The sequence below is a fragment of the Flavobacterium yafengii genome, from assembly GCF_030010375.1.
Lineage (GTDB): Bacteria > Bacteroidota > Bacteroidia > Flavobacteriales > Flavobacteriaceae > Flavobacterium > Flavobacterium yafengii.
In genome coordinates, this window is the sequence record NZ_JASCRY010000004.1 from 324,826 (window position 1) to 348,878 (window position 24,053).

Consider the following 24,053-nt stretch of genomic DNA (forward strand, 5'->3'; position numbering starts at 1 on the left):
AGTATTTTTTTTAAATTAAAAACCATTAAGAAATTAAGATTCATTAAGACAGATTACGCCTTAATTATCTTAATTCCCTAATGGTTTGAAAATATATTCTTACTAAATGATTAACTAGGAAATCAAAGTTCTTGAAATTACAATTCGTTGTATTTCAGAAGTACCTTCATAAATTTGAGTAATCTTAGCATCACGCATCATACGTTCCACATGATATTCGGCTACGTATCCATTTCCACCGTGAATTTGAACGGCTTCAATTGTGGTATCCATTGCTGTTTGAGAAGCAAATAACTTAGCCATAGCACCTGATTGTGAAATATCTTTCCCTTCATCTTTTTCAGAAGCTGCTTTAAGAACTAACATTTTTGCAGCCATAATTTGAGTGGCCATATCAGCTAATTTGAAAGCGATAGCTTGGTGTTTGAAAATTTCTTTCCCAAAAGCTTTTCTTTCTTGTGAATATTTTAATGCCAATTCGTACGCTCCGGTTGCTATCCCCAATGCTTGGGAAGCAATCCCTATTCTTCCTCCGTTTAAAACTGCCATAGCAAAATTAAACCCAAAACCATCTTCTCCAATTCGGTTTTCTTTCGGAACTTTCACATCAGTGAACATCAAAGAATGCGTATCTGATCCACGGATTCCCATTTTCTTTTCTTTTGGTCCAATATCAAATCCGGCCCAACCTTTTTCAACAATAAAAGCATTGATTCCTTTGTGTCCTTTTTCAATATCCGTTTGAGCAATTATAATATAAGTAGATGCCGAAGAACCATTGGTTATCCAGTTTTTTGTACCATTTAATAAGTAATGATCTCCTTTATCTATTGCGGTTGTTTTTTGAGATGTGGCATCTGAACCCGCTTCTGGTTCTGACAAACAAAATGCTCCAATCACTTCTCCTTTTGCAAGCGGAACCAAATATTTCATTTTTTGCTCTTCATTGCAATATTTTTCAAGACCCGCACAAACTAATGAGTTATTCACAGACATAATTACTGCAGCAGAAGCATCAACTTTTGAAATTTCGGTCATAGCCAAAACATACGAAATACTATCTAAACCGGATCCACCATATTTAGGATCGACCATCATTCCCATGAAACCCAAATCAGCCATCATTTTCACCTGTTCAGTAGGAAACTTTGAATGTTCGTCTCTTTCTATAACTCCAGCTAACAATTCAGCATTTGCAAAATCTCGTGCTGCTTGTTGAATCATTAAATGCTCTTCAGTAAGATTAAAATCCATATTTTTATAGTAAATTAAATGTTCTTAAATTTGTCGACAAAAGTAATTATTAAAAATCAGATTTCAAACGATTTCGTAAATTTAGCCAATGTTTAAAGAAAAGTATACAATTATCGGTGTTATGTCAGGCACTTCTCTCGACGGAGTCGATTTGGCGCATATTGTCTTTACTGTCAAAAACAATAAATGGAGCTTTCAAATTCTTGAATCTGAAACCGTTTCTTATAGTATTGATTGGTTAAACAAATTGAAAATAGCAGTCGATTTTTCTGAAGTTGCTCTCGAAAAATTAAACCAAGATTACACGCAACTTCTGGCTGTTTTTGTTTCTGATTTTATCGAAAAATACGAAATTAAAAATCTTGACGCCGTTTGTTCTCACGGACATACTATTTTACACCAACCACAAAACGGATTCACACTTCAAATTGGTAATTTACCGGAAATCGCGGCTTTAACCAACCAAACTGTAGTTTGTGATTTCAGAGTTCAGGACGTACAACTTGGTGGTCAGGGCGCACCTTTGGTTCCTATCGGTGACCAAATTTTATTTTCTGAATATGAGTATTGCATGAATTTAGGTGGTTTTTCTAATGTTTCTTTCGAACAAAACAACAAAAGAATCGCTTTTGATATTTCTCCTGTAAACACTGTTTTGAATTTTTATGCTAATCAATTGGGGTTGGATTATGATGACAAAGGCCGTATTTCAAGAACCGGAATCTGCAACAAAGATTTATTAAATGAATTAAATGCGTTGGATTTCTACCAAAAAAAACATCCTAAATCGTTGGGTTTCGAATTTGTAAAAGAAACCGTTTTACCTATTATCGAAAAGCATTCTATTCCCGTTGAAGACAAATTACACACTTTCACGGAACACGTGGCGTTGCAAATTGCTTTGGCCTTGCCCAATAAAAATGGAAACCTTTTTATAACTGGCGGTGGCGCTTACAATGACTTTCTCATCGAAAGAATTCAGTACCATTTACCGCAAATAAAAATCATAATTCCGTCAGCTAAAATATTGGAATTCAAAGAAGCGCTGATTTTTGCATTACTCGGTGTTTTAAAATTACGCGGAGAAATCAATGTTTTGAGTAGCGTTACAGGCGCAAAAACAGATCACAGTTCTGGAGTTATTTATTCTCCAAAATAAAATTAAAAATAGATAATTCACATTATTCTATTTTTTATATTTGCCAAAATTAAACATATCGCAACAAATGAAAGATTTATTAAAGAAATTCGAAAATAAAGAACCTGAAATAGTTTTCCATTGGAAAGATGCCGAAACGGAAGCCGAAGGATGGACAGTCATCAATTCGCTACGTGGTGGTGCTGCCGGTGGTGGAACTCGTATGAGAAAAGGGTTGGATATGAATGAAGTTTTGTCTTTGGCAAAAACCATGGAAGTAAAATTTTCGGTTTCTGGGCCTGCTATTGGCGGAGCTAAATCTGGAATTAATTTTGATCCGAATGATCCAAGAAAAAAAGGCGTTTTACAACGTTGGTATAAAGCAGTTTCTCCATTATTGAAAAGTTACTACGGAACGGGTGGAGATTTAAATGTAGATGAAATTCACGAAGTAATCCCTATGACGGAAGAATGTGGTGTTTGGCATCCGCAAGAAGGCGTTTTTAACGGTCACTTCAAACCTACCGAAGCAGACAAAATCAACAGAATTGGACAATTGCGTCAAGGTGTGGTGAAAGTGATTGAAAATCCAAAATTCTCACCAGATGTTTCCAGAAAATATACGATTGCCGATATGATTACCGGTTATGGCGTTGCCGAAGCCGTTCGTAATTACTACACTATTTATGGTGGAGATGTAAAAGGGAAGAAAGCAATCGTACAAGGTTTTGGAAATGTAGGTTCAGCTGCCGCTTTTTACTTAGCCGAAATGGGCGCTAAAGTAATTGGTATTATCGACAGAGACGGAGGATTAATCAACGAAGAAGGATTCTCTTTCGAAGAAATAAGAGCTTTATTTCTTGCCAAAGACGGAAACAAACTGGTTGCTGAAAACATGATTCCTTTTGAAGAAATCAATCAAAAAATATGGACTATTGGCGCTGAAATATTCACTCCATGTGCCGCTTCCAGATTAGTAACTCAATCTCAGATTGACAGCTTGATTGCCAATGGCCTTGAAGTAATTTCGTGTGGTGCGAATGTTCCTTTTGCCGACACAGCAATCTTTTTTGGTCCAATTATGGAACATGTAGATCATAAAGTGAGTTTAATTCCTGACTTTATTTCTAATTGTGGTATGGCGCGTGTTTTTGCTTACTTCATGGAAAAGAAAGTACAAATGACGGATGAAGCGATCTTCCAAGACACTTCGGAAATCATCAAAAAAGCAATTGAAAAAGCACACGCTTTAAATCCAAGTAAAACAAATATTAGTGCCACTGCTTTTGAAATCGCATTGAAGCAGCTTACTTAAAATAAAATAGTTTTTTTACTATTTATCGGAACTGGGATTAAGCAGATTTTAAAATCTATTTAATCCCTTTTCTCATTTCTAGTTTTAAGCGAAAGCAATATTATTTATATTCTGGCAGTCGCTTTTTACTCTTGACAATTTTTAGTACTTTTCAACGTTTTTTAGTAATACACTTTTTAAAATTTAAAATACAAATGAGTTCCACCATTTCATCAGATCAAAAGAAATCCTTAGCACTATCCATTCTTTTGTATGCGACAATGTTGTTAATTTTATTTTTTATCCGATTTTGGCCACCTGCAAACATGGATGAACTTGCTGGCGGTGGCGGTGGCGGTGGCGTTACTGTAAATTTTGGCGACAGCGATTTCGGTTCTGGCGCAAATTACAAAAACGAAGTTTTGGAAGTAAAAAACCAAACTAGACAAACGCCTGCAAAATCAACTCCGGAGGAAGCTATTTTATCTCAAGAAAACAGCACTGAGGAAAGTGTTGTGATTCCGACGAAAGAAAAAACTAAAAAACCAATAGTTGTCATAAAAAAAGAAACAAAACCAGTGGTTGTAAAACCTAAAGTTTCTAATAATACAAATGATGCTTTATCCAGCATATTAAAAGGTTCTAATAAAGGCGGCGATGGCGATGACAAAGCAGCCGGAAACAAAGGAAAAGCCAACGGAAGTTTAAGTTCTAACGGTTATTATGGAACGGGCGGTTCCGGTGGAGGAACAGGCGGAGGAAACGGAACTGGAACCGGAATAGGAACTGGTAGCGGTTATGGCTCCGGAAGCGGTGGCGGAACCGGAAGTGGTTCTGGCGGAGGAGTTGGATATTCGCTAGGAAACAGAAAAGCAGTTTCTAAACCAGCACCAAAATACACGTGTAATGAGCAAGGCAAAGTTGTTGTTGAAGTATCAGTAGATAGATCCGGAAGGACTGTAAATGCAGTTGCCGGTGTAAAAGGAACAACCAATACCGCAAAATGCTTATTAGATCAAGCAAGAATTGCTGCGATGAACACAAAATGGGACGCCAGCAGCGATGCCCCGGAAAAGCAAGTCGGTAAGATTGTTTACAATTTCAATTTGAATTAAAAATTACATAACGCTAAATAAAAAAATGCCCCGATAATTTCGAGGCATTTTTTTATTTTAAAATCAGCTCAACTAATCAATTGCTTAAAAACAAGCAAAGCCTTACTTTGGACTCGTAGCAATCACAAACTTCAGATTGTTCTTTACTCCTATTTGTAGTACGTCAACTAAATCTTGTACTTGTAAATTGAATGGAATGCGAACAATAACAGTTTGATCTTTTGCTGAATTCATCTTAGACATTAAAGTCGTTTCGAGCTCTTCAAATGAAACTGGCTGCTTGTCGATATAGAATTTCTTATCCTCAGTGACGGATAAACTGATGTATTGCTTGTTTGTTTTCTCGTTCGCCTGAGCTTTTGGCAATGTCATTTTGATAACATTAGGATTCGCCAGTGTTGATATAATCAAGAAAAACAACAACAGGAAAAACATAATATCACTTAATGACGAAGTGGCTACCTCAGCATGAAATCTTCTTTTTCGTTTTATAGACATGTTAGGATCTTTGAATAATATTTACAAATTCTAATATTTGTTTTTGAATTTTTAACGCAAAATTATCAATCTTGCCATTTAAAATATGATACCCGCTGTACGCAATAATACCAACTATTAATCCAGCACCGCTACTGATCATTTTCTCATACAATCCACCAGAAATATTACCAATACTGATATTTTCAGTAACCGAAATGCTGTAAAATATTTTAATTACTCCAGAAATAGTTCCAACAAAACCTAATGTAGGTGCAATTCCGGCAATAAGACCTAAGTGACCTAAATGCTTTTCCATTTCCCCTATTTCAATATCTGCAGCACGATCCATATTGGATTCAATCTCAATAATGGGTCTTCCAATAACCAGAATACCTTCTTTTACAATATTACCCGAAGCTGTATTGTTACGTTCTGCAATAGATCGAGCCAAGTCAAGATTTCCTGAATTTAGATTCTCACGCACATCACGCATCAAAAGGGCATCAATTTTTGATGCTTTACCGATATACAAATAGCGTTCAATAATCCGATAAAAAGTGTAAAATAATAAAATCCCGATTGGGATAAGCCACACACCACCTTTTAAAAGAAATCCTAAAGTGGATATTTCGGCATTTGGAGCAATTTTTTCAATAACTACGTTTGAAGCAGCGTTGGTAATGGTGTCGGCCTGTAATTGTATAAAACTAAACATATAATATTATTGTATTTTAATCATTAATTCTAAAAATTATTTCAATTTTGCACTAAAGATACTTTTCGATGTACTATTAAACTAAAAAAAACGAAAAATATTTTAAACAACTACTATTTTATTACAAAAATGAACTATCAGGAAACCATAAATTGGATGTTTAACCAACTCCCGATGTACCAACTTCAGGGTGCTTCCGCCTATAAAAAAGATTTAACCAACACGCATTTACTTATAGCGCATCTTGATAATCCACAAGAAAAAATAAAGTGTATTCATGTTGCAGGAACCAACGGAAAAGGCTCTACATCACACATGTTGGCATCCATACTTCAAGAGGCTGGTTATAAAGTTGGATTGTACACTTCACCACATTTAAAGGATTTCCGGGAACGTATAAAAATTAGCGGAAAGGATATCTCAGAAGAATTTGTTACTGATTTCATCAATGAGCACAAAAATTTTTTCGAATCCAATGACATGAGTTTTTTCGAAATGACCGTTGGATTAGCCTTCGATTATTTTGCAAAAGAAAAAGTAGACATCGCCGTTATTGAAGTGGGAATGGGCGGAAGATTAGACGCTACCAATATTATCACTCCATTAGTTTCGGTCATTACCAATATAGGATTAGATCACACGCAATTTTTGGGAAACACACTTGAAGCTGTCGCTTTTGAAAAAGCAGGAATCATAAAACCCTACATTCCCGTAATAATAGGCGAATACACTCCCGAAACAAAACCTGTTTTTTTGGCCAAAGCCAAAGAGTGTAATTCAGCAATCTATTTTGCTGCTGATTTGATTTCAGAAACCTATCCTTCTGATTTAATTGGCGATTATCAGTTGCATAATAAGAAAACCGTTTTGCAAACAATTGCAGTATTAAATGATCCGAATGAATTTAAAATAACTCTTGAAAATACAAAATCCGGTTTACTAAATGTGGTAAAAAACACAGGACTTCAGGGAAGATGGCAACAATTAAATGAATTCCCAAAAGTGATTTGCGACACCGCACACAACAAAAACGGACTGGAAATTGTTTTGGATCAAATCCAAAAAGAAGATTTTGATACTTTACACATCGTTTTAGGAGTTGTAAATGACAAAGATTTAGATGAAATCCTGCCTTTATTCCCTAAAAAAGCCATCTATTATTTCTGCAAACCCAATATTCCTCGCGGGCTGGATGTTCTAATTCTAAAACAAAAAGCGGCTAACTTCGACCTAAAAGGCGAAGTATATAATTCTGTTTCAGAAGCTTATCAAAAAGCAATTGAAAGCGCTGTAAAATCCGATTTTATATACATTGGCGGAAGCACCTTTGTAGTTGCAGAAATTTTATAATTTTTTTGTTTTTTACTTGCAAATCTAGAAAAGTGGCGTATATTTGCACACGCAATAACGGAAACGAAAGTAACCAAATTGTTTAGGGCGATTAGCTCAGCTGGTTCAGAGCACCTCGTTTACACCGAGGGGGTCGGGGGTTCGAACCCCTCATCGCCCACAAAAAACTCCATTAGAAATAATGGAGTTTTTTTATGTCTAAATATTGCCCCGTCCTGAAATAGAATTAAGTACAAAAGTTGGGGTTATACAAAAAGATTAAATAAACTGAACAAGAAAAAAAATAGCGATACACAAAAAACTCCATTATTTCTAATGGAGTTTTTTATGTCTTTTCTTTAAATTACCAGCCTTGGGTCAATCCGTTCTTAACTACTTCTTCATATTTTTCTTTATCGAAACTATATAAATTAGGCGCTTTATGGGCTACATTACTTTTCTTCTCGTCTAACTTTGTCAAAATACCGATTGCTGTTATTTTACGTAGAAAATTTCTACGGTCGAGTTTTCTACCTAATATAGTTTCATATAGTTTTTGCAATTCCGGAATAGTAAATTTTTCAGGAAGTAAATTATATCCTACCGGCATTAAATTCAATTCCATACGAAGGGTTTCCAATGCTTTGTCCAGAATTTGTCTGTGATCTAAAATCAATTCCGGCACTGCATTATGGTCAATCCACTCCACAATTTCATTGTTACCTTCGGGCTGCGGAACCGTTTGTAAAAAATCGACTAAGGCATAATACCCAACCGTCACAAAACGGCTAGCATACCATTTTCCTTCGTCTAAAGGTATTCCGTAAAAATCCAGAACAGAATTACTAACATCAACACTACACCTTCTGGCTGCTCCAAAGGTAGAAAACTGCCTCAGAAAAATTCCTTTCAATCCTGTTCTACCATGTAAAACAGTGACAGCGGCCTCATCAATATCTTCATTTACAGGTACAAAACCACCTGGCAAAGCCCATTTATCACTGTACTTTGTTTTTATCAATAACACTTTGAGCTGATTGTCATGAAATCCGAAAATCACACAATCTATTGATAAACCCGGCTGATATTCTTCCTTGTTATCTAAAATGGTTTTTAACATGTGATTTATTCTAGTAATTAATACACCCTTTGAAAGACGCAATTTAGTTCATTTTTTTAAGAAAATAAAAGAAGGCCCAATTTTGAAAACTCGCCATATCTTGCTTTTAGTTTAATCCCAAAAAATATTTCGGCAAAGAAACAAATCCATTTGACAAGAAAACATATTTACACAAAAAAATAGTAAAAAAAAATCATTTACAAAAAAAATTGTGAAATTTTATAGTGAATGCATTGTGAATCAAAAAAAGATGTACATTGCGTCAAAATAACACATAAGATTATTATTTAAAATAGTTACCAAAAAACAACCAAATTAAAGACTATGAAAAAAATCATTTTACTACTTATTGGACTTACATTGTCGTCACAATCGTATGCCCAAGCAGTAGATTACCGCGCTAAAGCAAAAAAATTAGTTTCACAAATGACCTTAGAAGAAAAAGCTTCTTTGTGTTCCGGTGAAACTGCTTGGTCCACTAAAGCCATAACCAGACTAGGAATTCCTTCTATTTTTATGACTGACGGGCCACATGGTTTACGTAAAGCGGAAGGTTTTGACTTTACCAACAGCGTTCCTTCTACGTGTTTCCCAACAGCATCTGCACTTGCTTCCTCATGGAATCCTGCTTTGGCACAAAAAATGGGAGAAGCTTTAGGAATCGAATCTCAAGCAAACGATGTTCAAATATTATTAGGCCCAGGAGTAAATATGAAGCGTTCCCCTCTTGGTGGAAGAAACTTCGAATATTTTTCTGAAGATCCAGTTCTAGCCGGAAAAATTGCTATCGGTTTTATAAATGGAGTTCAAAGTCAAGGTGTGGGAACTTCCATGAAGCACTTTGCAGCAAACAGTCAGGAAGCTGAACGTATGTCTAATAGTTCTAATGTTGACGAACGTACCTTGAACGAAATCTATTTTCCAGCCTTTGAAATGGCCGTAAAAGAAGCACAACCTTGGACGGTAATGTGTTCATACAATAAACTTAATGGAACATACGCTTCTGAAAACTCCTATTTATTGAATCAAATGCTAAAAGGAAAATGGGGCTTACAAGGTTTTGTAGTTTCTGATTGGGGCGCAGTAAACGAAAGAGCTCTAGGTGTTGGTGCCGGATTGCATTTAGAAATGCCTGCAAGCGGAGGTTTCAATGATAAAAAAATTGTTGAAGCGGTAAAAAAAGGAACTTTGGCGGAAGCCAGATTGGATGAAATCGTAACAGATTTACTTGCCATTACTTTAAAAGCAAAAGACAGCCACAAAAAAGGAATCGTTGTAGACAAAATAAAACACAATGAATTAGCCAGACAAGTAAGTGGCGAATGTATTGTTTTATTGAAAAACGACAATGCGATTTTACCGTTGCAATCAGCTTTAAAAAAGATAGCTATTGTTGGTGATTTTGCAAAAAACCCACGTTATCAAGGAGCCGGAAGTTCACAAGTGCGACCTACACAAATTGTAAACGCGCTGAATGAATTACAAAAAATGGCAAAAGGAACTCAATTTTCTTTTTCTACAGGTTACAATACTGCTGGAGAAACAGATGATGCTAAAATTGCTGAAGCAATTCAAAATGCAAAAAATTCAGAATTAGTAATTGTTTTTGCAGGTTTACCGGACAGTTATGAATCAGAAGGTTTTGACAGAAACAACATGGACTTGCCTGCAGGTCACAACAAATTGATTTCAGAAGTAGCAAAAGTTAACAAAAACATAGTAGTGGTATTGATGAATGGTGCTGCCGTATCTATGCCTTGGAAAAATGATGTTGCTGCTATCGTTGAAGCCTACCTTGGAGGTCAAGCCGGTGGTGGTGCAATTGCTGACGTATTAACTGGAAGAGTAAACCCTTCCGGAAAATTATCTGAAACCTTTCCTGCACGTTTGGAAGACACTCCAACTGCAATGGATTTCCCATCAAAAGATGGAAATGCAAATTATGGTGAAGGAATTTTTATTGGATACCGTTATTACGACAAAAAGAAAATCGAACCTAACTTTCCTTTTGGATACGGCTTGAGTTACACCTCTTTTTCGTATTCTGATATTAAAGCCAATACTACAGCAGCCAAAGATTCTGATGCAATCACCATTTCTGTAAAAGTAAAAAATACAGGTAAAATTGCAGGTAAAGAAGTTGTTCAACTTTATGTTCATGAACAAGAAAGCGAAGTATCAAGACCAGAAAATGAATTGAAACATTTTGAAAAAGTAGCATTACTAGCTGGTGAAGAAAAAACAGTTACATTTCAATTGACTTCACGTGACTTTGCTTATTTTAATTCAAAATCTCATGATTGGGCAATAAAATCAGGAAAATTTGACATTCTTATTGGAAGTTCCTCTCGTAATTTGCCTTTAAAACAAACCATCACTATTGAATCTACAAAAGCTGCAAAAATAGTGCTCACACGTGAATCATTATTTAAGGAATTCAAAAAATCTCCAAACAGTCAAGCGATATACGAACAACTGGTTCAAAGTTTCACTGGTGCCAATAAAAAACCAGAAACGGAAGATGAGAAAAAAGCAGCTTCATTTTTAGAAGCAATGTTAGCCGATATGCCAATCAATAAATTTCTTTTATTATCAGGAGGAAAATTCACAGAGGAAAATCTGGATGGTATTTTGAAAGCTGTCAACCAAAATTAAAAATTGTTATTAATTGTTGCTAAAAAAGTATTGAAAAAGAATTTAATTGGATATCGTCTATAGAGCACATCTAAATTAAATTCCCTCTCATCAAGTCTATTTCCCTAATTAAATACCATAACTACAAGTTCGTTAGGCAATAGATTAGAGTCAATACTTTTTTTTATTTTAGAACTCAATCGACAGTATTCTTAGAAATACTGTCGATTGAGTTTTTTTATTTTACTAATTCAAAAGTCGTTTTCAAACGAATATCTGAAGAAGAAGAACCAATCATCAAATCAAAATCTCCTGGCTCAGCAATCCATTGTAATGCGGCATTGTAAAAAGATACTTTTTCTTTGTCAATGATAAATTTGATGGTTTTTGTTTCACCCGCATTCAGTTTTATCTTTTGAAAATCTTTCAGTTCAATTATTGGTCTGACAACTGATCCTACTTTGTCTCTCAAATACAACTGAACTACTTCTTCACCAGCTACTTTTCCAGAATTTTTCACGTTTAATGAAACCTCTATTTTTTCAGTATTTTTAATTTTATTTTTGGATAACTTCAAATCTGAATATTCGAAAGTGGTATAACTCAATCCAAAGCCAAAAGGAAATCTAGGACTATTTTTTAAATCAGTATACGCAGAAACATAATTGAAAGCCGTTTCATTAGGAGCTGGTCTTCCTGTATTAAAATGATTGTAATAAATAGGAATTTGTCCTTCTTCCCTTGGAAAAGACATTGGCAATTTCCCCGAAGGATTGTAATCGCCAAACAAAACATCAGCAATAGCATTACCTGCTTCGCTTCCTAACCACCAGGTGTAAGCAATTGCTGGGACATTATCTGCAGTCCAATTAAAAACAAGAGGTCTTCCCGCGTTAATCAAAACCACGACAGGTTTCCCGGTTGCTTGAATCGCTTTTACCAGTTCTTCCTGAACTCCAGGCAAATGAATATTACTGCGACTTTTAGCTTCGCCACTCATATCTGCTCTTTCACCAATACTCAAAATCACAACATCGGCTTGATTGGCAACAGCAATTGCTTCCGCAAAACCATCTTTGTTATCCTCTTCAATTTCACACCCTTTGGCGTAAAGCAATTTAGTTGAACTACTTGCTTTATTTTGAACACCTTCCCATTGCGAAACCACTTGTTTGTCATAATCCAGTTCTGGCAATTCTACAGCCCAAAAACCCATATTTTGTTTGTGTTCTTTAACTAAAGGCCCAATAAAAGCGATTGTTTTTGTGTCTTTGGAAAGTGGTAAAATATTTTTCTCATTCTTCAATAACACGATACTTTTTGCCGCAATATCCCTTGCTGCTTTTCTGTGCTCCGGATTATTCAATGCAGCTTGTTCTCTTTCCGGATTCGAGTATTTATAAGGATTATCAAAAAGTCCTAATTCAAATTTCTTGCGTAAAATTCTTTTTACCGCATCATCAATCAAGGCAATTGGTACTTTATTTTCTTTAACCAACTCCGCTAAATGGTATCTATACGCATTGCTTTCCATATCCATATCACTTCCTGCAGTTATGGCTTGTAACGCGGCTTCTTTATTGTCTTTTGAATATCCGTGATTGACCATTTCTCCTATCGAACCCCAATCAGAAACTATAAAACCTTGAAAGTTCCATTTTCCTTTCAGAATGTCTCTTTGCAGGTATTTATTTGCTGTAGCCGGAATTCCGTTAATATCATTAAAAGAATTCATAAAAGTGGCGGCTCCTGCATCTAGCGCTGCTTTAAAAGGAGGCAAATACGTTTCCCAAAGCATTCTTTCGCTCATATCTACTGAGTTATAATCTCTCCCGCCAACAGCTGCTCCATAGGCTGCAAAATGTTTCACGCAAGCCATTACCGAATTGACATCACCTAAATTCCCCTGAAAACCTTTGACTCTGGCGTAGGCGATTCTTGAACCTAAATAAGTATCTTCTCCAGCACCTTCCATTACTCGTCCCCAACGCGGATCACGAGAAATATCAACCATGGGCGCAAATGTCCAGTGAATTCCACTTGCAGATGCTTCTACAGCAGCAATTCTTGCTGAAAGTTCCATCGCTTCTAAATCCCAACTTGCAGCTTCCGCCAAAGGAAGTGGAAAAGTAGTCTTGTATCCATGCACCACATCCTGGCCAAATAACAATGGGATTTTCAATCGAGATTGCATTGCTAATTCTTGATACTGACGGGTATATTTAGTTCCTAAAACATTCAACATCGAACCAATTAAACCTTTTTTAATTTCGGCTTCCTTATTTGGATTTATCGTTATGGGTCCTGTGGCCTGATTATTTCCCGTATATTGATTGAGTTGTCCAATTTTTTCTTCGAGTGTCATTTGCTTTAGCAAAGCATTCACTTTTTGGTCAATTGTTTTTTGTTGGGAAAACCCAAGAAAACAAACCAATAAAAGAATTGTAGTTCCTATTTTTTTCATTTCAAATTTCTTTGTTGTTTCACTAGCTATTTAGAATAGTATGAAACAAGTTTATAGTCTTGTATGCTTTTATTTTTTTGCTTTTTTAAATTCCAAAAAGTTCAAATTGAAATTTCCTTTTTCGAAATGTACTTTAACTTTATTCGTCCCTTGTTTTAAAATCACATTTTTTAAAATCACCGTTTTCCAATTGTCTTTTCCGCCTGAAGATGCAATTGTTATTGTTTCAGAGATTTTCCCGTTTTCATCTTCTAAATAAAGTTTTCCACCTGAAGCCTCACTCGCATAACGAATAGCAACATCAAAAGTAGTTTTCGCTTTCACCTCAACGGTGTATTGCAACCATTCACCATCTTCAATAAAAGCAACCTGAAATCCGTTTGTCATTGTATCATTGCAAGACTCAATATCAACTCCATCATTTCGCATCATTCCGCCTTTGTTCCATTTAGTAAATTTAGTACCGTCATAATTAGCGACATCTTTATCCAAATAAGCGTATCCGTTTTGTCCTAAATCATATTCAGTTGCGAATACTTTCCCTGGCAAAGAATGGTTTTTGTATTTCTTAGTATCGGTTGTTTGAACTTGTCTGAACATGGCATCAATCACATCATATCTGATGGTCAGATTTTTCATTTTGAAGTTTTCAGCGATATCCATTAATCCTTTTTTGGCAAAATCTACAGTAGGCTTAGCTCTTTCGTTATTCCAATATTTCAATAATTGATCGTATTCTTGAGTTTTTGTAACCGAAGTAACTCCAGCTAAATTTTCAATTTTTTTCATTGGCCAAAAAGCCCAACCAATATTATTTGTCTCTACTAAAGAGATAGCTTCCTTGAACCAAACATTAGAATTTTCACCACTTTCTCCCAACCAAATTGGCACATTGTATTGGGTTCTGTAATCCAACATTTTTTGTATCGAAGCCGTGTCATTTTGGTTCCAATATTTATGAAAACTCAACGCCATATTTTCATCCCAAAGCGGAAACAATCCGTTGTAATTATTTCCCCAGCAATTCCCTTCAATGAAAATCAAATGATTTTTATCGATGGCTCGAATGGCATTTGTAACTCTAACTTGCAAGGCTCTTAAAGGCGCATTCGATGTTTCATCACAACCATTTTGATTCGTCCCGGTAAAATTCCAATTGGGTTCATTGATAATATCGTAAGCTCCTATCCAAGGATTGTCTTTGTAACGCTCTGCTAATTTTTCCCAAAGCGCCACCATTTTATCTTGATTGGCCGTACTTTCCCAAAGTGATGGTTTTGCAGAATCATAATCAGAGATATTAGCGTCTTTTCCTTGTCCACCCGGAGCTGCATGCAAATCCAGAATCAGATATATTTTATTGGCAGCACACCAGTTTAATAAATCATCGGTCATTTTGAAACCTTCCTCCAGCCAAGTATTCTGACCAGAAACCGCTTCTTGTTCAAGAGGCAATGTGTATAAATTGTAATGCATTGGCAAACGAACAGAGTTGAAACCCCAAGCCGCCAATGAATCAATATCTCTCTTTGTTATTCCATTTGCTTTATAGGCATCATAAAATTCTTTGGTGTTTTTGGCACCAATTAAATCCGTTATTTTTTGCTTAATTACATGTTGAGGACCAGCAAATGAACCGGTTTGAAGCATATATCCTTCTTGAACCATCCATCCGCCCAATCCCAAACCGCGCAACACAATATTTTTCCCGTTTCCATCGACAATTTCTTGTCCTTTTCTATGTAAAAATCCCTGTCCAAACGAGGCAATTGAAAAAGAAATAAAGACCATTAAAACTATTTTCTTCATAAAGTAGGTTTTAGAATAAGACCGTTTAAAATTTAATACACTAATGTTTGAATCCCATGAGCAGGAATTACAACAACCGTTTTCTCAGTAGCAATAATTAAATTATACGTAACACTTTTATCGCTATGATTCATTACTACAGTAACCATTTTTCCATCTTTATTCAGGAATGAAGTACTTATCAAACTGCTTCGGCTTACTGCTGTACTGACTCTTTTAGCATCTGGTCGAATGAATTTTGAAAAATGTCCAATGTAATAATACGAAGGTGTGTAAATTAATTCTCCTGAATTAGTATCTGCATGAATGGGTGCAAAACAAAAATTCCCTACGTGATTTGGCCCACCATTTTGGTCCAAAAGAATATTCCAATCCGTCCAACCCACAGTTCCATTATTAAAATCATTAATCATAGAAGTTCCATATCGTTCTCCGTTTGCCCAAAATTGGTATTTCTTAGCATCAAATTTTTCGACGCAACCTTCGGTAAACATTAAATTTTTAGATGGATAGGCTTCGTGTATTTTTCGAACATTATCAAACATTGGTTCACCTCCTGCCCAAGTTTCATACCAATGAAATCCCATTCCCCAAGCATATTTTGAAGCTTCCGGATCAGAAAAAATAACATTGGCTCTCTGGTTCATCAAATCACGGTTGTGATCCCAAACCACAATTTTTTTACTTCCTAAACCTTCTTTTTTCATTGTTGGTCCCAGGAAATTCTTCAAGAAATCTCTTTCGGCTTCTGCAGAATACACACATGATTCCCAAGTTTGGGTTGCCATAGGTTCGTTTTGAACGGTCAATCCCCAAATTGGCATTCCCTCTTTCTCATACGCTTTGATGAATTTCGTGTAATAATTTGCCCAAGATTGATAGTATTCCGGAAGTAAGGTTCCTCCTTTTAGCATGTTACCATTGCTTTTCATAAAAGCGGGAGGACTCCATGGCGAAACATAAAGCAATAATTTCCCACCGGCTGTTTTTATGGCTTCTTTAAGCATTGGAATGCGATATTGTCTGTCGTGATCAATATTGAACGTTTTTAAATCCTTGTCTCCATCTTTGATGTACGTATAGCTTCCGCTCGAAAAATCAGAACTATGAATGGTGGTTCTCAATAACGAATACCCAATACCTTTTTCTTTATCATAGTAGGCGCTCATAAGTTCTTGTTGTTTCTCTTTGCTCAATTTTGCAAAAACCTCAGCACTTGCATCCGTGATTGCTCCACCGATTCCCATGAAATTTTGGAATGTTTTTTTAGGCTCCACAAAAACAGAAATCTCTGTTTCCAAAGGTTGTTTTGAACTACTAAAACTCAATTTATCGGTTTGTGTCAATCGTAACTTTGTGTTTTCTGCTGTAGTATAAACGGTAATCGTTTTTTCTTTAGTAGAAAAAGACACTTGTTTTGTTTTATTTTTTTGCTGCGAAAAAGCCAAAAAAGTCACTGCTAAAAGGGCTACTGTCGTTATTCTTTTCATGATAGAAATTATTATGCTATTGTTATTTTACCAGATATACGTTCCTACTGAACCTGCTTCCAGTGAAGTTGTTATCCAATTTCCATTGTATTTGATATTAAAAATTTCGGAGGTGTTTCCATCATTTTCAACAATTAAAACTTTTTTTCCACTAGGCGTTTTAAAAGCCACATTATTCAAATTACCACTAAAGTTACTCGAAATTCTCACCGAACCTGCAGGAACAAATTTAGAGGCGTGAGCAATGATATAATATCCTACATTTCTTGTAAAACTATCACTGCTGTTAATCGTCAATGCGCCTTTGCAAGTAGTGCAACCGCCCGGAGTATTTGGTCCAAAAGAAGCATTATTCGCTAAGTTCCATTCTAATGCTGTTTTGCTCCAATTGCGCATAGAACCGATGATTACATTTTTTACATGCCATTTCAAATCACCATCGAAACTTCCTGTAGAAGACGTGTATTGCTCCGTGAAATAGATGTTTTTATTGGGAAAAGCATTGTGAACTGTAGACAACGCGCTGATATCTCCTTCGTACAGATGAAAGGCAGAACCATCAACATAAGGATTTGCTGCCGGATCATTCAACACTGCAATAGGATATTCCGGTTTGTTGCAATTGTGGTCATACGCCACAATTTTGGTTGCCAAATTTGCAGCTTTGAAAGCGGGACCTAAATGATTTTTTATAAAATCAGCCTGATGCAATGCTATCATCAACATACTTGGATTATTGCCCGGATGCAACGGTTCGTTTTGAGGCGTAACAGCATCAATGGTTATTCCTTCAGCTTTCATTGTTTGGATATATTTCACAAAATATTTTGCATAAACTGCGTAATATTCCGGCTTTAAGCTTCCGCCAATAAAACCATTATTGTCTTTCATCCAAACTGGTGGCGACCACGGAGTTGCCATTATTTTAATATTTGGATTGATTGCCACAATTTCTTTCAGCATTGGAATCAAATCCGTTTTATCTGGTGCCAAACTAAAATTATCCAGATTCATATCCGTTTGCCCGCTTGCTAAATCATCATACGTAAATGGCGCGGCATTCAAATCTGATGCACCAATACTGATTCTTAAATAACTGATGGCAATTGAATTAGCATCGGAACCAAACAGTTCTTTTAATAATTCTTGTCTCTTTTGGGTATTTAATTGATTGATAACCTGAGCGCTTCCTCCCGTTAAGGTATATCCGAAACCATCGATGGTTTGAAACGTTTTAGAATCGTCAACCTCAATATTAGCATAGGTATTATAGGTTGCGCCAAATGCTAAAATTGATGTTTGCTTTTGAAGCACCACACTTTGATTGCCTTTTGTCAACCAAAAATCCATTTCATTTGTTACGACTACCTGCGGAGTTGGCGTTGGAGCTGGACCAACAGGATCTCCAGACGGAGAACATTTTGACATAAGCAGCGTGAGGGTTAATACAACTAAAAATTTCATAGTATTTTTTATAGTGTTCATATTTTATTTAAAGTTTATTTCAACATAAACCGGCAAATGATCGGATGGATATTTCAAGTCTTTTGAATCGCTCAAAACAGCATATTTTTTTACTTTCAAAATACTATTTTTCGAAATAAAAATATAATCTATCAATTTAGTTACAGGTTCGTTGTGTTTAAAATTGTTGAATGTCCCATAAGGTCCAAAAGGTTTTTCTTGTGTAACCTCTCGGCAATCATCCATTGCTTTTTTAAGCAGTATCATTCTGTCTTCTTTAGGCTCTGAATTTAAATCACCCATAAGAATTACAGGATAATTTTTAGTATTTAGTTCCTTTATTTTCGAAAGAATTAATTGGATTCCTTTGGTTCTGGCTTCTTCACCAATGTGATCCAAATGTGTATTAAAAACCCAAAAGAGTTGTTTTGTTTTCAAATCCTTGAACAGCGCATACGTACAAACTCTATTGTAGGCAGCGTCCCAACCTTTTGAAATTTTATCCGGCGTTTCAGAAAGCCAGAACGTATTGCTTTTTTTAACCGTAAATCTGTCTTTTTTATAAAAAATATTGGACGATTCCCCTTGCCCAATTCCGTCTCTTCCAATACCTACATTATTATATTCCGGAAGTGATGTAGCAATATCAACAACCTGATTGGGTCTTGCTTCTTGGACTCCAAAAATATCAGGATTGTAAAATTGAATTTGAGAAATGAAATAATCTTTACGATGACTCCAAGCATTGGCTCCGTCACTGGCAACATCTAAGCGAATATTATACGTCATCACTTTCAATGTTTGCCCATTGGAAAAAGCTCCCATTAGCAGAAAAACTCCCAAAACAATTATTTTTTTTACCTGATTCATGTATACTATTTTTTGATGAATTAATATTTGATATCAAATATAACACTTCATTAGAGCTTCTATCCAACTTACAAACAGAAGCTCCCAATGAAGACCTAACTAAACAAAAATATAATTAATTGTAAACCCTAATATAATCGACCTCAAAAGTAGAAGCCGTAAAATTAGGATCTATTGCTCCGCCAAAATTCCCTCCCATTGCACAATTTATGATTAAGAAAAAATTCTGATTAAAAGGAAGACTAGCCGAGTTTGCAAACGTATAAAACAATTGATTATCAACGTAAAACTTAATTGATGTTGCTGACCAATCTATAGAATAAATGTGAAACTCTGTTGAAGCATTAGGAACCATAACCGTGCTTGTATCAGGAGTATTTCCTGAACGTCCGGGAGAATGCAAAGACCCATGAACCCTGTTTTGGCTGTTGCCAACATGTTCCATAATATCAACTTCTCCACATGCGGGCCAAGCAGTTGTGCTTATATTACTTCCTAACATCCATAAAGCAGACCAAGTTCCAGCACCCAAAGCCAGTTTTGCCTTAATTTCCACTCTTCCGTATTTGAACGAAAATTTATCTTTTGAAAGAATTCGAGCCGAAGTATAATTGCTTCCGCTGAAACTTTCTTTCAGCGTTTTAATTTTTAACAAACCATCCTGAACAATTACATTTTCCGGTCTGTTCGTGTAATATTGGGATTCATTGTTTCCCCAGCCACCAGCACCTAAATCATAACCCCATTTTGAACTATCGGGAGCACCATTTACATTAAACTCATCTGACCAAACTAAAGCAGAACCTACGAAAACCGTTACTGAAATAGTGGAAGAAACAAATTGTCCTGAATTATATGCTGACACATATATAACATAGGTATTTGTACCCGCTGTTGTATAGGTATAAGTAAAACTTCCATTTGTTAACTCTTTAGTTTCTCCATTACCAAGTAAAATTTTATAGGAAGTGGCATTAGTTGCACTGAGGTTAAAATTTACTGTTCCGCTTCCATCGCCGTTTGGATTTTGTGTCGTTGTTCCAACTACTGTCGCTGAAACCGAAAGATTTGAAGGTGCTGTTACTGTTCCGTCTTCACTATTATTGCTAACACTGCATGAAAACAACAGGAAAAAATTAACCAAAGCCAATAAAAACATACAATTCTTATTTTTCGAAAATTGAAGTACCCGATTATTCCTCATCCTTTAAAAGCTTTTTACGTTTAATGCTTAAAATAAAGCTCAGAACTTTTAATTGTTCTGAGCTTATATCTTATGATTTATTAAAGTGCCGGTTTCAATTTTAGATACCAAGCATTTCCAGTTTCGGTTCCTTGTACTCTAAGATACATGTAAGTTGAAGTAATAACCAAGATTTCATATTCCTTTTGTACAGCTCCATATCCTATGAAAGTATCCACTCCAGATAATAAAATACTGGTTTGAGTAGAAGTTGAATTATCAGCATTAGTAGTTACTATCGGTGCTCCTGATGATGCCGGTATAAAACTAAAAGCAGAAGTTCCGCCTCCATAATTATAACATCCTTCATCTCCTGAACCCGGAATACCCGGAAGAGTTGTTAGTGAACCCGTTTTTGTAAATGCGCCGTCCGGAGTAGCTACTTGTAACGAGTACGTTCCCGAAGCTGCAACTTTAGCAAAAGTAAAAGTGGCTGTGTAAAAACAATTTGCAGAAGCTGCTTTTTCATTAACACCACCAGCCCACCATTCTGGTCTGATAGAGGCTATATTCCAAGGACCAACACCTATATGACCAGCAACACTTTTATCTACTACCCACCTTTTTGAAGCATTATTCGTTAATGCAGTAACAATTTCCGGAGCAACAGTAAAATCACTTCTTACGGTTACATCTTTAGTAACATTAGTAGATGACCCACCTTTGCCATAAGCTACAACAGTTATTCTATACGTGTTTACGCCAACAGAAGTATATTTTTTAGTGGTCATACCCGTTGGTAAATACACTAAATCTAATGGAGTATTGGCATCGTAATCAATCTTATACGAAAGAGCATTGTCACCTGTTACAGAAATTTTTACGCTTCCAGAACCATCACCGTTTGGATGCGTTGCATCTACTCCGACAACCACAGTATTTATTACCACATTTGCAGGTGCCGATAATTCGCCCAAACTATATTCTTCTTCGTTGCAGCTAATAAATGTTAGTGCTACTATGAAAAGCCCTAAAATATATTTGATATTTGTTTTCATATTTTTTTTAATTAGTTAATCTAATATTGTCTATATAAATTACTTCTCCTGATCCTTTTGCTGAATCATCGTATCTAAATACAAGTTGAGTAAACTTGGCATTAGCCGGAATTGCTGCAATTGTACTGAAATCAAATACTAATTCTTGCCAAGAATTGGCTACTGTATTAGCTACTTTTAAAACAGCAACACCATTAGCAGGTGTTCCGCCTACAGCCCATTCTAATTCTACATTTAGACTTTTACCAACTTCTGTTGCATACAGCAGTAATTTGATTTTATTTCCTGTAGCAAAATCTAAAGGAGAATCTAAAGGAGAATAGGATCCACTCCAAGTTTCTGCTCCTGTCGTTTTTGTGTATTTCCAAACAGTTGCGCTAGTGTTTAATCCTGTTGGAAAAGGATTTGCTACTACTGCTGTTGAAATTCCGCCAAAAGTTCCGCCAATTCCATAATTTTGAGTCGCTAATTCATAGGTGATTGGCAACCCGTAAGCATTGTAAATAATTGTTGCTGTCGTTTTTTCTGTTTTGGCTACACCACCGCTTAAAGCAACAACTTTTACATTATAAGTTCCGGCAACTGCATAATCATGAGAAACTTCCCCATCAGTAGCTAATGGCGTTCCAACTTCATTAGGAACATCACCAAAATAAACTAAATACGATTTTGCATAATCTGCTTTGGCTTTTACTTTTAAATTGTGAATGCTTTTATTTAAAGTAACAGCTAAGTTTTCTGGTGCTCTAAACACAACATCTAACGGGAATGTTTGTTCAGTTGTCGCTCCAGAAATTGATGTCGCAGTGATTTTTACCGTATATTTTCCTTCTGGATAAACATGGGTTGTACTGGCTCCGGGTTGCACTGTAACTGACGATGTAGTTCCATGACCATATTCTACTTTGAAAGAAACAGCACCATCAGCTGTTGGAGTTATTGTTACTTTTCCTGAATTATCAGTACTGATATCAAATATCTTATTGAGATTAGCAGATGATTCTGTTCCTAAAAGAGCAGTATCTTCGTTGATTCCCTCCACGGTACAACTTATAGCTACAAGCAGTACTAGTATAAAGCTGAAAATTAATTTTATCTTTTTCATAATTTTATCTTTTATTAATTATAGCCAGGGTTTTGTTTCAATTTAGTACCTTGAAGTTCTCTTACTGGTATAGGAAAAATTTCATCTTTACCGGCAACAAAACCTCTGTTTGATAATTTAGACGCTGCATCACCCCATCGAACAAGATCAAAAAATCGGTGTCCTTCACCTGCAAGTTCCATTCTTCTTTCATTTTTAATGGCTGCAAGTGTAACCGGAACAGAAGGCAAACCAACTCTTGATCTAACTGCATCAAGTAACGCTTGAGCTCTTGCTCCTGAACCTAATGCTTCGGCTTCCATTAAATAAGTATCTGCTAATCTAATGATATACGAATTTTGTCTGTAATTCAATTCTGCGGCTCCACCACCAGTTCTTACATCTTCTTTTCTAGGAAGGAATTTATTTAAGAAATATCCTGTATCTTGATATCCACCAATATAATCAGCTTTACCAGCTGCTTTTAAAGCTTTCAAATCCAATATTGTAGCACCAAATCTTGGGTCTAACTTAATGGCGTCATATAAATCTTGAGTGATAACATTAAAACTCCATCCTGATGGTAAATCAGGTGCTATTGAACCTGATGGTCTTGAATAACTTCTAGGACCTACCATAACATTCAATGAATTGCCTTCGTCTCTACCTGAACCCCAGAATCCCCAATCAGAATTACCGGCACTGGTATGAGAAACTTCAATAAGTGACTCCGTATTAAACTTATTAGAAACTACCCATAAATCACTAAAATTGGTCAACAATTTATTCCCATACTGATTTGTTCCACCTGGCGTCCCATTTACCAAAGCTAGAATAGCTGCTGCTTCGGTTTTTTTACCTTCTTGTAAATACACTTTTCCAAGCAAGGCTTGTGCGGCACCTTTTGTAAGACGTCCAGATTCTGTATCAGCAGGAACAGTTGTTGGTAAAGTACCTATTGCTTCAATTAAATCTTTTTCTATTTGAGCATACACTACTTCTGATGTTGCTTGCTCAACTTCATACATATTAGTAGCCGTTAAAGGATCCAATAATAATGGAACATTCTTAAACAACCTAACCAAGTTGAAGTAATACATCGCTCTCAAAGCTTTTGATTCTCCGGAAAATCGAGCTTTCACATTATCTGGCATAGCCACTCCAGGTAATTTCAACAACAAAGTGTTTGCTCTAAAAATTCCTTGGTAATGATCATTCCAAAAACTTCCCGGAACAATGGTACCTGTAAGTGTATGCGTAGAAAAACCTTGAATTCCTGCTCCATCTGTAGAACCACCTCCACCTGCGTAGAAGTCATCTGAACCAGCATTCATCATACCTACCATATTTTCAAAACCACCTGTATTCTTTCTAATGGCATCATAAACTCCTACCAGAGCTGCAGTTGCTTGGTCTTGATTCGCATAATAATTATCCGAAAGAAATGACCCCTTTGGTGTTACATCTACAAATTCTTCAGTACAGGAACCGAATGAAACCACAGCTGCTGCAATAAATAAATATTTAAATTTTATCGTTTTCATAATTCTTG

At 35.9% G+C, this 24,053-nt stretch carries 18 protein-coding genes and 1 tRNA gene; 6 read left to right on the forward strand and 13 right to left on the reverse strand.

All coding sequences use genetic code 11. The features are described 5' to 3' along the window. Positions 1-114 precede the first annotated feature (114 nt). On the reverse strand, positions 115-1,254 hold the full coding sequence (locus tag QLS97_RS14465; RefSeq protein WP_282717617.1) for an acyl-CoA dehydrogenase family protein: 1,140 nt from the start codon (positions 1,252-1,254) through the stop codon (positions 115-117). Positions 1,255-1,342: 88 nt separating this feature from the next. Between QLS97_RS14465 and QLS97_RS14470 the strand changes: the two genes are divergently transcribed. The 3 genes from QLS97_RS14470 to QLS97_RS14480 all read left to right on the forward strand — a co-directional run bounded on the left by QLS97_RS14470 (position 1,343) and on the right by QLS97_RS14480 (position 4,801). Continuing rightward, on the forward strand, positions 1,343-2,413 hold the full coding sequence (locus QLS97_RS14470; protein ID WP_282717619.1) for an anhydro-N-acetylmuramic acid kinase: 1,071 nt from the start codon (positions 1,343-1,345) through the stop codon (positions 2,411-2,413). Positions 2,414-2,480: 67 nt separating this feature from the next. Continuing rightward, positions 2,481-3,707, forward strand: a complete 1,227-nt coding sequence (locus tag QLS97_RS14475) for a Glu/Leu/Phe/Val dehydrogenase dimerization domain-containing protein (RefSeq protein ID WP_099713488.1) — start codon at positions 2,481-2,483, stop codon at positions 3,705-3,707. A gap of 194 nt (positions 3,708-3,901) precedes the next feature. Then, the gene (locus QLS97_RS14480; RefSeq protein WP_282717621.1) at positions 3,902-4,801 is read left to right on the forward strand and encodes an energy transducer TonB; all 900 of its coding nucleotides are present in this window, start codon (positions 3,902-3,904) and stop codon (positions 4,799-4,801) included. Positions 4,802-4,903: 102 nt separating this feature from the next. Here the strand turns inward: QLS97_RS14480 and QLS97_RS14485 are convergent, their stop codons facing one another. Together QLS97_RS14485 and QLS97_RS14490 are read right to left on the reverse strand one after the other, a co-directional pair. Then, entirely contained in the window at positions 4,904-5,299 is a 396-nt protein-coding gene (locus tag QLS97_RS14485) for an ExbD/TolR family protein (RefSeq protein WP_282717622.1), read from the reverse strand. Position 5,300: 1 nt separating this feature from the next. Then, positions 5,301-5,996 carry a MotA/TolQ/ExbB proton channel family protein gene (locus tag QLS97_RS14490; RefSeq protein WP_282717623.1) on the reverse strand — a complete coding sequence of 232 codons (696 nt, stop codon included), beginning with the start codon at positions 5,994-5,996 and terminating at the stop codon, positions 5,301-5,303. 129 nt (positions 5,997-6,125) lie between these two features. Between QLS97_RS14490 and QLS97_RS14495 the strand changes: the two genes are divergently transcribed. Together QLS97_RS14495 and QLS97_RS14500 are read left to right on the forward strand one after the other, a co-directional pair. Beyond that, a complete protein-coding gene (locus tag QLS97_RS14495) occupies positions 6,126-7,346 on the forward strand; it encodes a bifunctional folylpolyglutamate synthase/dihydrofolate synthase (RefSeq protein WP_282717624.1) in 1,221 nt (406 codons plus the stop codon). Between the two features lie 85 nt (positions 7,347-7,431). Next, positions 7,432-7,506: transfer RNA gene (locus QLS97_RS14500), tRNA-Val, on the forward strand. Positions 7,507-7,689: 183 nt separating this feature from the next. Here the strand turns inward: QLS97_RS14500 and QLS97_RS14505 are convergent. Beyond that, positions 7,690-8,445 (reverse strand): NUDIX hydrolase, encoded by a 756-nt coding sequence (locus QLS97_RS14505; RefSeq protein WP_282717626.1) that lies wholly within the window; start codon positions 8,443-8,445, stop codon positions 7,690-7,692. Positions 8,446-8,769: 324 nt separating this feature from the next. On the opposite strand from QLS97_RS14505, the gene QLS97_RS14510 reads away from it, so the two are divergent. Next, entirely contained in the window at positions 8,770-11,100 is a 2,331-nt protein-coding gene (locus QLS97_RS14510) for a glycoside hydrolase family 3 C-terminal domain-containing protein (RefSeq protein ID WP_282717627.1), read from the forward strand. A gap of 217 nt (positions 11,101-11,317) precedes the next feature. On the opposite strand, the gene bglX is transcribed toward QLS97_RS14510, so the two are convergent. The 9 genes from bglX to QLS97_RS14555 form a co-directional block, all read right to left on the reverse strand. Then, on the reverse strand, positions 11,318-13,543 hold the full coding sequence (bglX, locus tag QLS97_RS14515) for a beta-glucosidase BglX (RefSeq protein ID WP_282717629.1): 2,226 nt from the start codon (positions 13,541-13,543) through the stop codon (positions 11,318-11,320). Between the two features lie 69 nt (positions 13,544-13,612). After that, positions 13,613-15,352, reverse strand: coding sequence for a cellulase family glycosylhydrolase (locus QLS97_RS14520; RefSeq protein WP_282717630.1), 1,740 nt, complete (start codon positions 15,350-15,352; stop codon positions 13,613-13,615). A gap of 32 nt (positions 15,353-15,384) precedes the next feature. Next, complete coding sequence (locus tag QLS97_RS14525) at positions 15,385-16,842, reverse strand: glycoside hydrolase family 30 protein (protein WP_282717631.1); 1,458 nt, start codon at positions 16,840-16,842, stop codon at positions 15,385-15,387. Between the two features lie 27 nt (positions 16,843-16,869). Next, complete coding sequence (locus tag QLS97_RS14530; RefSeq protein WP_282717632.1) at positions 16,870-18,306, reverse strand: glycoside hydrolase family 30 protein; 1,437 nt, start codon at positions 18,304-18,306, stop codon at positions 16,870-16,872. A 24-nt stretch (positions 18,307-18,330) separates the two neighbouring features. After that, on the reverse strand, positions 18,331-19,176 hold the full coding sequence (locus QLS97_RS14535) for an endonuclease/exonuclease/phosphatase family protein (RefSeq protein WP_282717633.1): 846 nt from the start codon (positions 19,174-19,176) through the stop codon (positions 18,331-18,333). 115 nt (positions 19,177-19,291) lie between these two features. Then, positions 19,292-20,380, reverse strand: a complete 1,089-nt coding sequence (locus QLS97_RS14540) for a family 16 glycosylhydrolase (RefSeq protein ID WP_282717635.1) — start codon at positions 20,378-20,380, stop codon at positions 19,292-19,294. Between the two features lie 80 nt (positions 20,381-20,460). Then, entirely contained in the window at positions 20,461-21,417 is a 957-nt protein-coding gene (locus QLS97_RS14545; RefSeq protein WP_282717637.1) for a hypothetical protein, read from the reverse strand. Positions 21,418-21,424: 7 nt separating this feature from the next. Then, the gene (locus tag QLS97_RS14550; RefSeq protein WP_282717639.1) at positions 21,425-22,522 is read right to left on the reverse strand and encodes a hypothetical protein; all 1,098 of its coding nucleotides are present in this window, start codon (positions 22,520-22,522) and stop codon (positions 21,425-21,427) included. Positions 22,523-22,536: 14 nt separating this feature from the next. After that, on the reverse strand, positions 22,537-24,045 hold the full coding sequence (locus tag QLS97_RS14555; protein ID WP_282717641.1) for a RagB/SusD family nutrient uptake outer membrane protein: 1,509 nt from the start codon (positions 24,043-24,045) through the stop codon (positions 22,537-22,539). Between the last annotated feature and the right edge of the window lie 8 nt (positions 24,046-24,053).

Coding starts and splice junctions, on each gene's coding strand:
- QLS97_RS14465 (WP_282717617.1), bottom strand. CDS start 1,254: ATGGATTTTAATCTTACTGAAGAGCATTTAATGATTCAACAAGCAGCA.
- QLS97_RS14470 (WP_282717619.1), top strand. CDS start 1,343: ATGTTTAAAGAAAAGTATACAATTATCGGTGTTATGTCAGGCACTTCT.
- QLS97_RS14475 (WP_099713488.1), top strand. CDS start 2,481: ATGAAAGATTTATTAAAGAAATTCGAAAATAAAGAACCTGAAATAGTT.
- QLS97_RS14480 (WP_282717621.1), top strand. CDS start 3,902: ATGAGTTCCACCATTTCATCAGATCAAAAGAAATCCTTAGCACTATCC.
- QLS97_RS14485 (WP_282717622.1), bottom strand. CDS start 5,299: ATGTCTATAAAACGAAAAAGAAGATTTCATGCTGAGGTAGCCACTTCG.
- QLS97_RS14490 (WP_282717623.1), bottom strand. CDS start 5,996: ATGTTTAGTTTTATACAATTACAGGCCGACACCATTACCAACGCTGCT.
- QLS97_RS14495 (WP_282717624.1), top strand. CDS start 6,126: ATGAACTATCAGGAAACCATAAATTGGATGTTTAACCAACTCCCGATG.
- QLS97_RS14505 (WP_282717626.1), bottom strand. CDS start 8,445: ATGTTAAAAACCATTTTAGATAACAAGGAAGAATATCAGCCGGGTTTA.
- QLS97_RS14510 (WP_282717627.1), top strand. CDS start 8,770: ATGAAAAAAATCATTTTACTACTTATTGGACTTACATTGTCGTCACAA.
- bglX (WP_282717629.1), bottom strand. CDS start 13,543: ATGAAAAAAATAGGAACTACAATTCTTTTATTGGTTTGTTTTCTTGGG.
- QLS97_RS14520 (WP_282717630.1), bottom strand. CDS start 15,352: ATGAAGAAAATAGTTTTAATGGTCTTTATTTCTTTTTCAATTGCCTCG.
- QLS97_RS14525 (WP_282717631.1), bottom strand. CDS start 16,842: ATGAAAAGAATAACGACAGTAGCCCTTTTAGCAGTGACTTTTTTGGCT.
- QLS97_RS14530 (WP_282717632.1), bottom strand. CDS start 18,306: ATGAAATTTTTAGTTGTATTAACCCTCACGCTGCTTATGTCAAAATGT.
- QLS97_RS14535 (WP_282717633.1), bottom strand. CDS start 19,176: ATGAATCAGGTAAAAAAAATAATTGTTTTGGGAGTTTTTCTGCTAATG.
- QLS97_RS14540 (WP_282717635.1), bottom strand. CDS start 20,380: ATGAGGAATAATCGGGTACTTCAATTTTCGAAAAATAAGAATTGTATG.
- QLS97_RS14545 (WP_282717637.1), bottom strand. CDS start 21,417: ATGAAAACAAATATCAAATATATTTTAGGGCTTTTCATAGTAGCACTA.
- QLS97_RS14550 (WP_282717639.1), bottom strand. CDS start 22,522: ATGAAAAAGATAAAATTAATTTTCAGCTTTATACTAGTACTGCTTGTA.
- QLS97_RS14555 (WP_282717641.1), bottom strand. CDS start 24,045: ATGAAAACGATAAAATTTAAATATTTATTTATTGCAGCAGCTGTGGTT.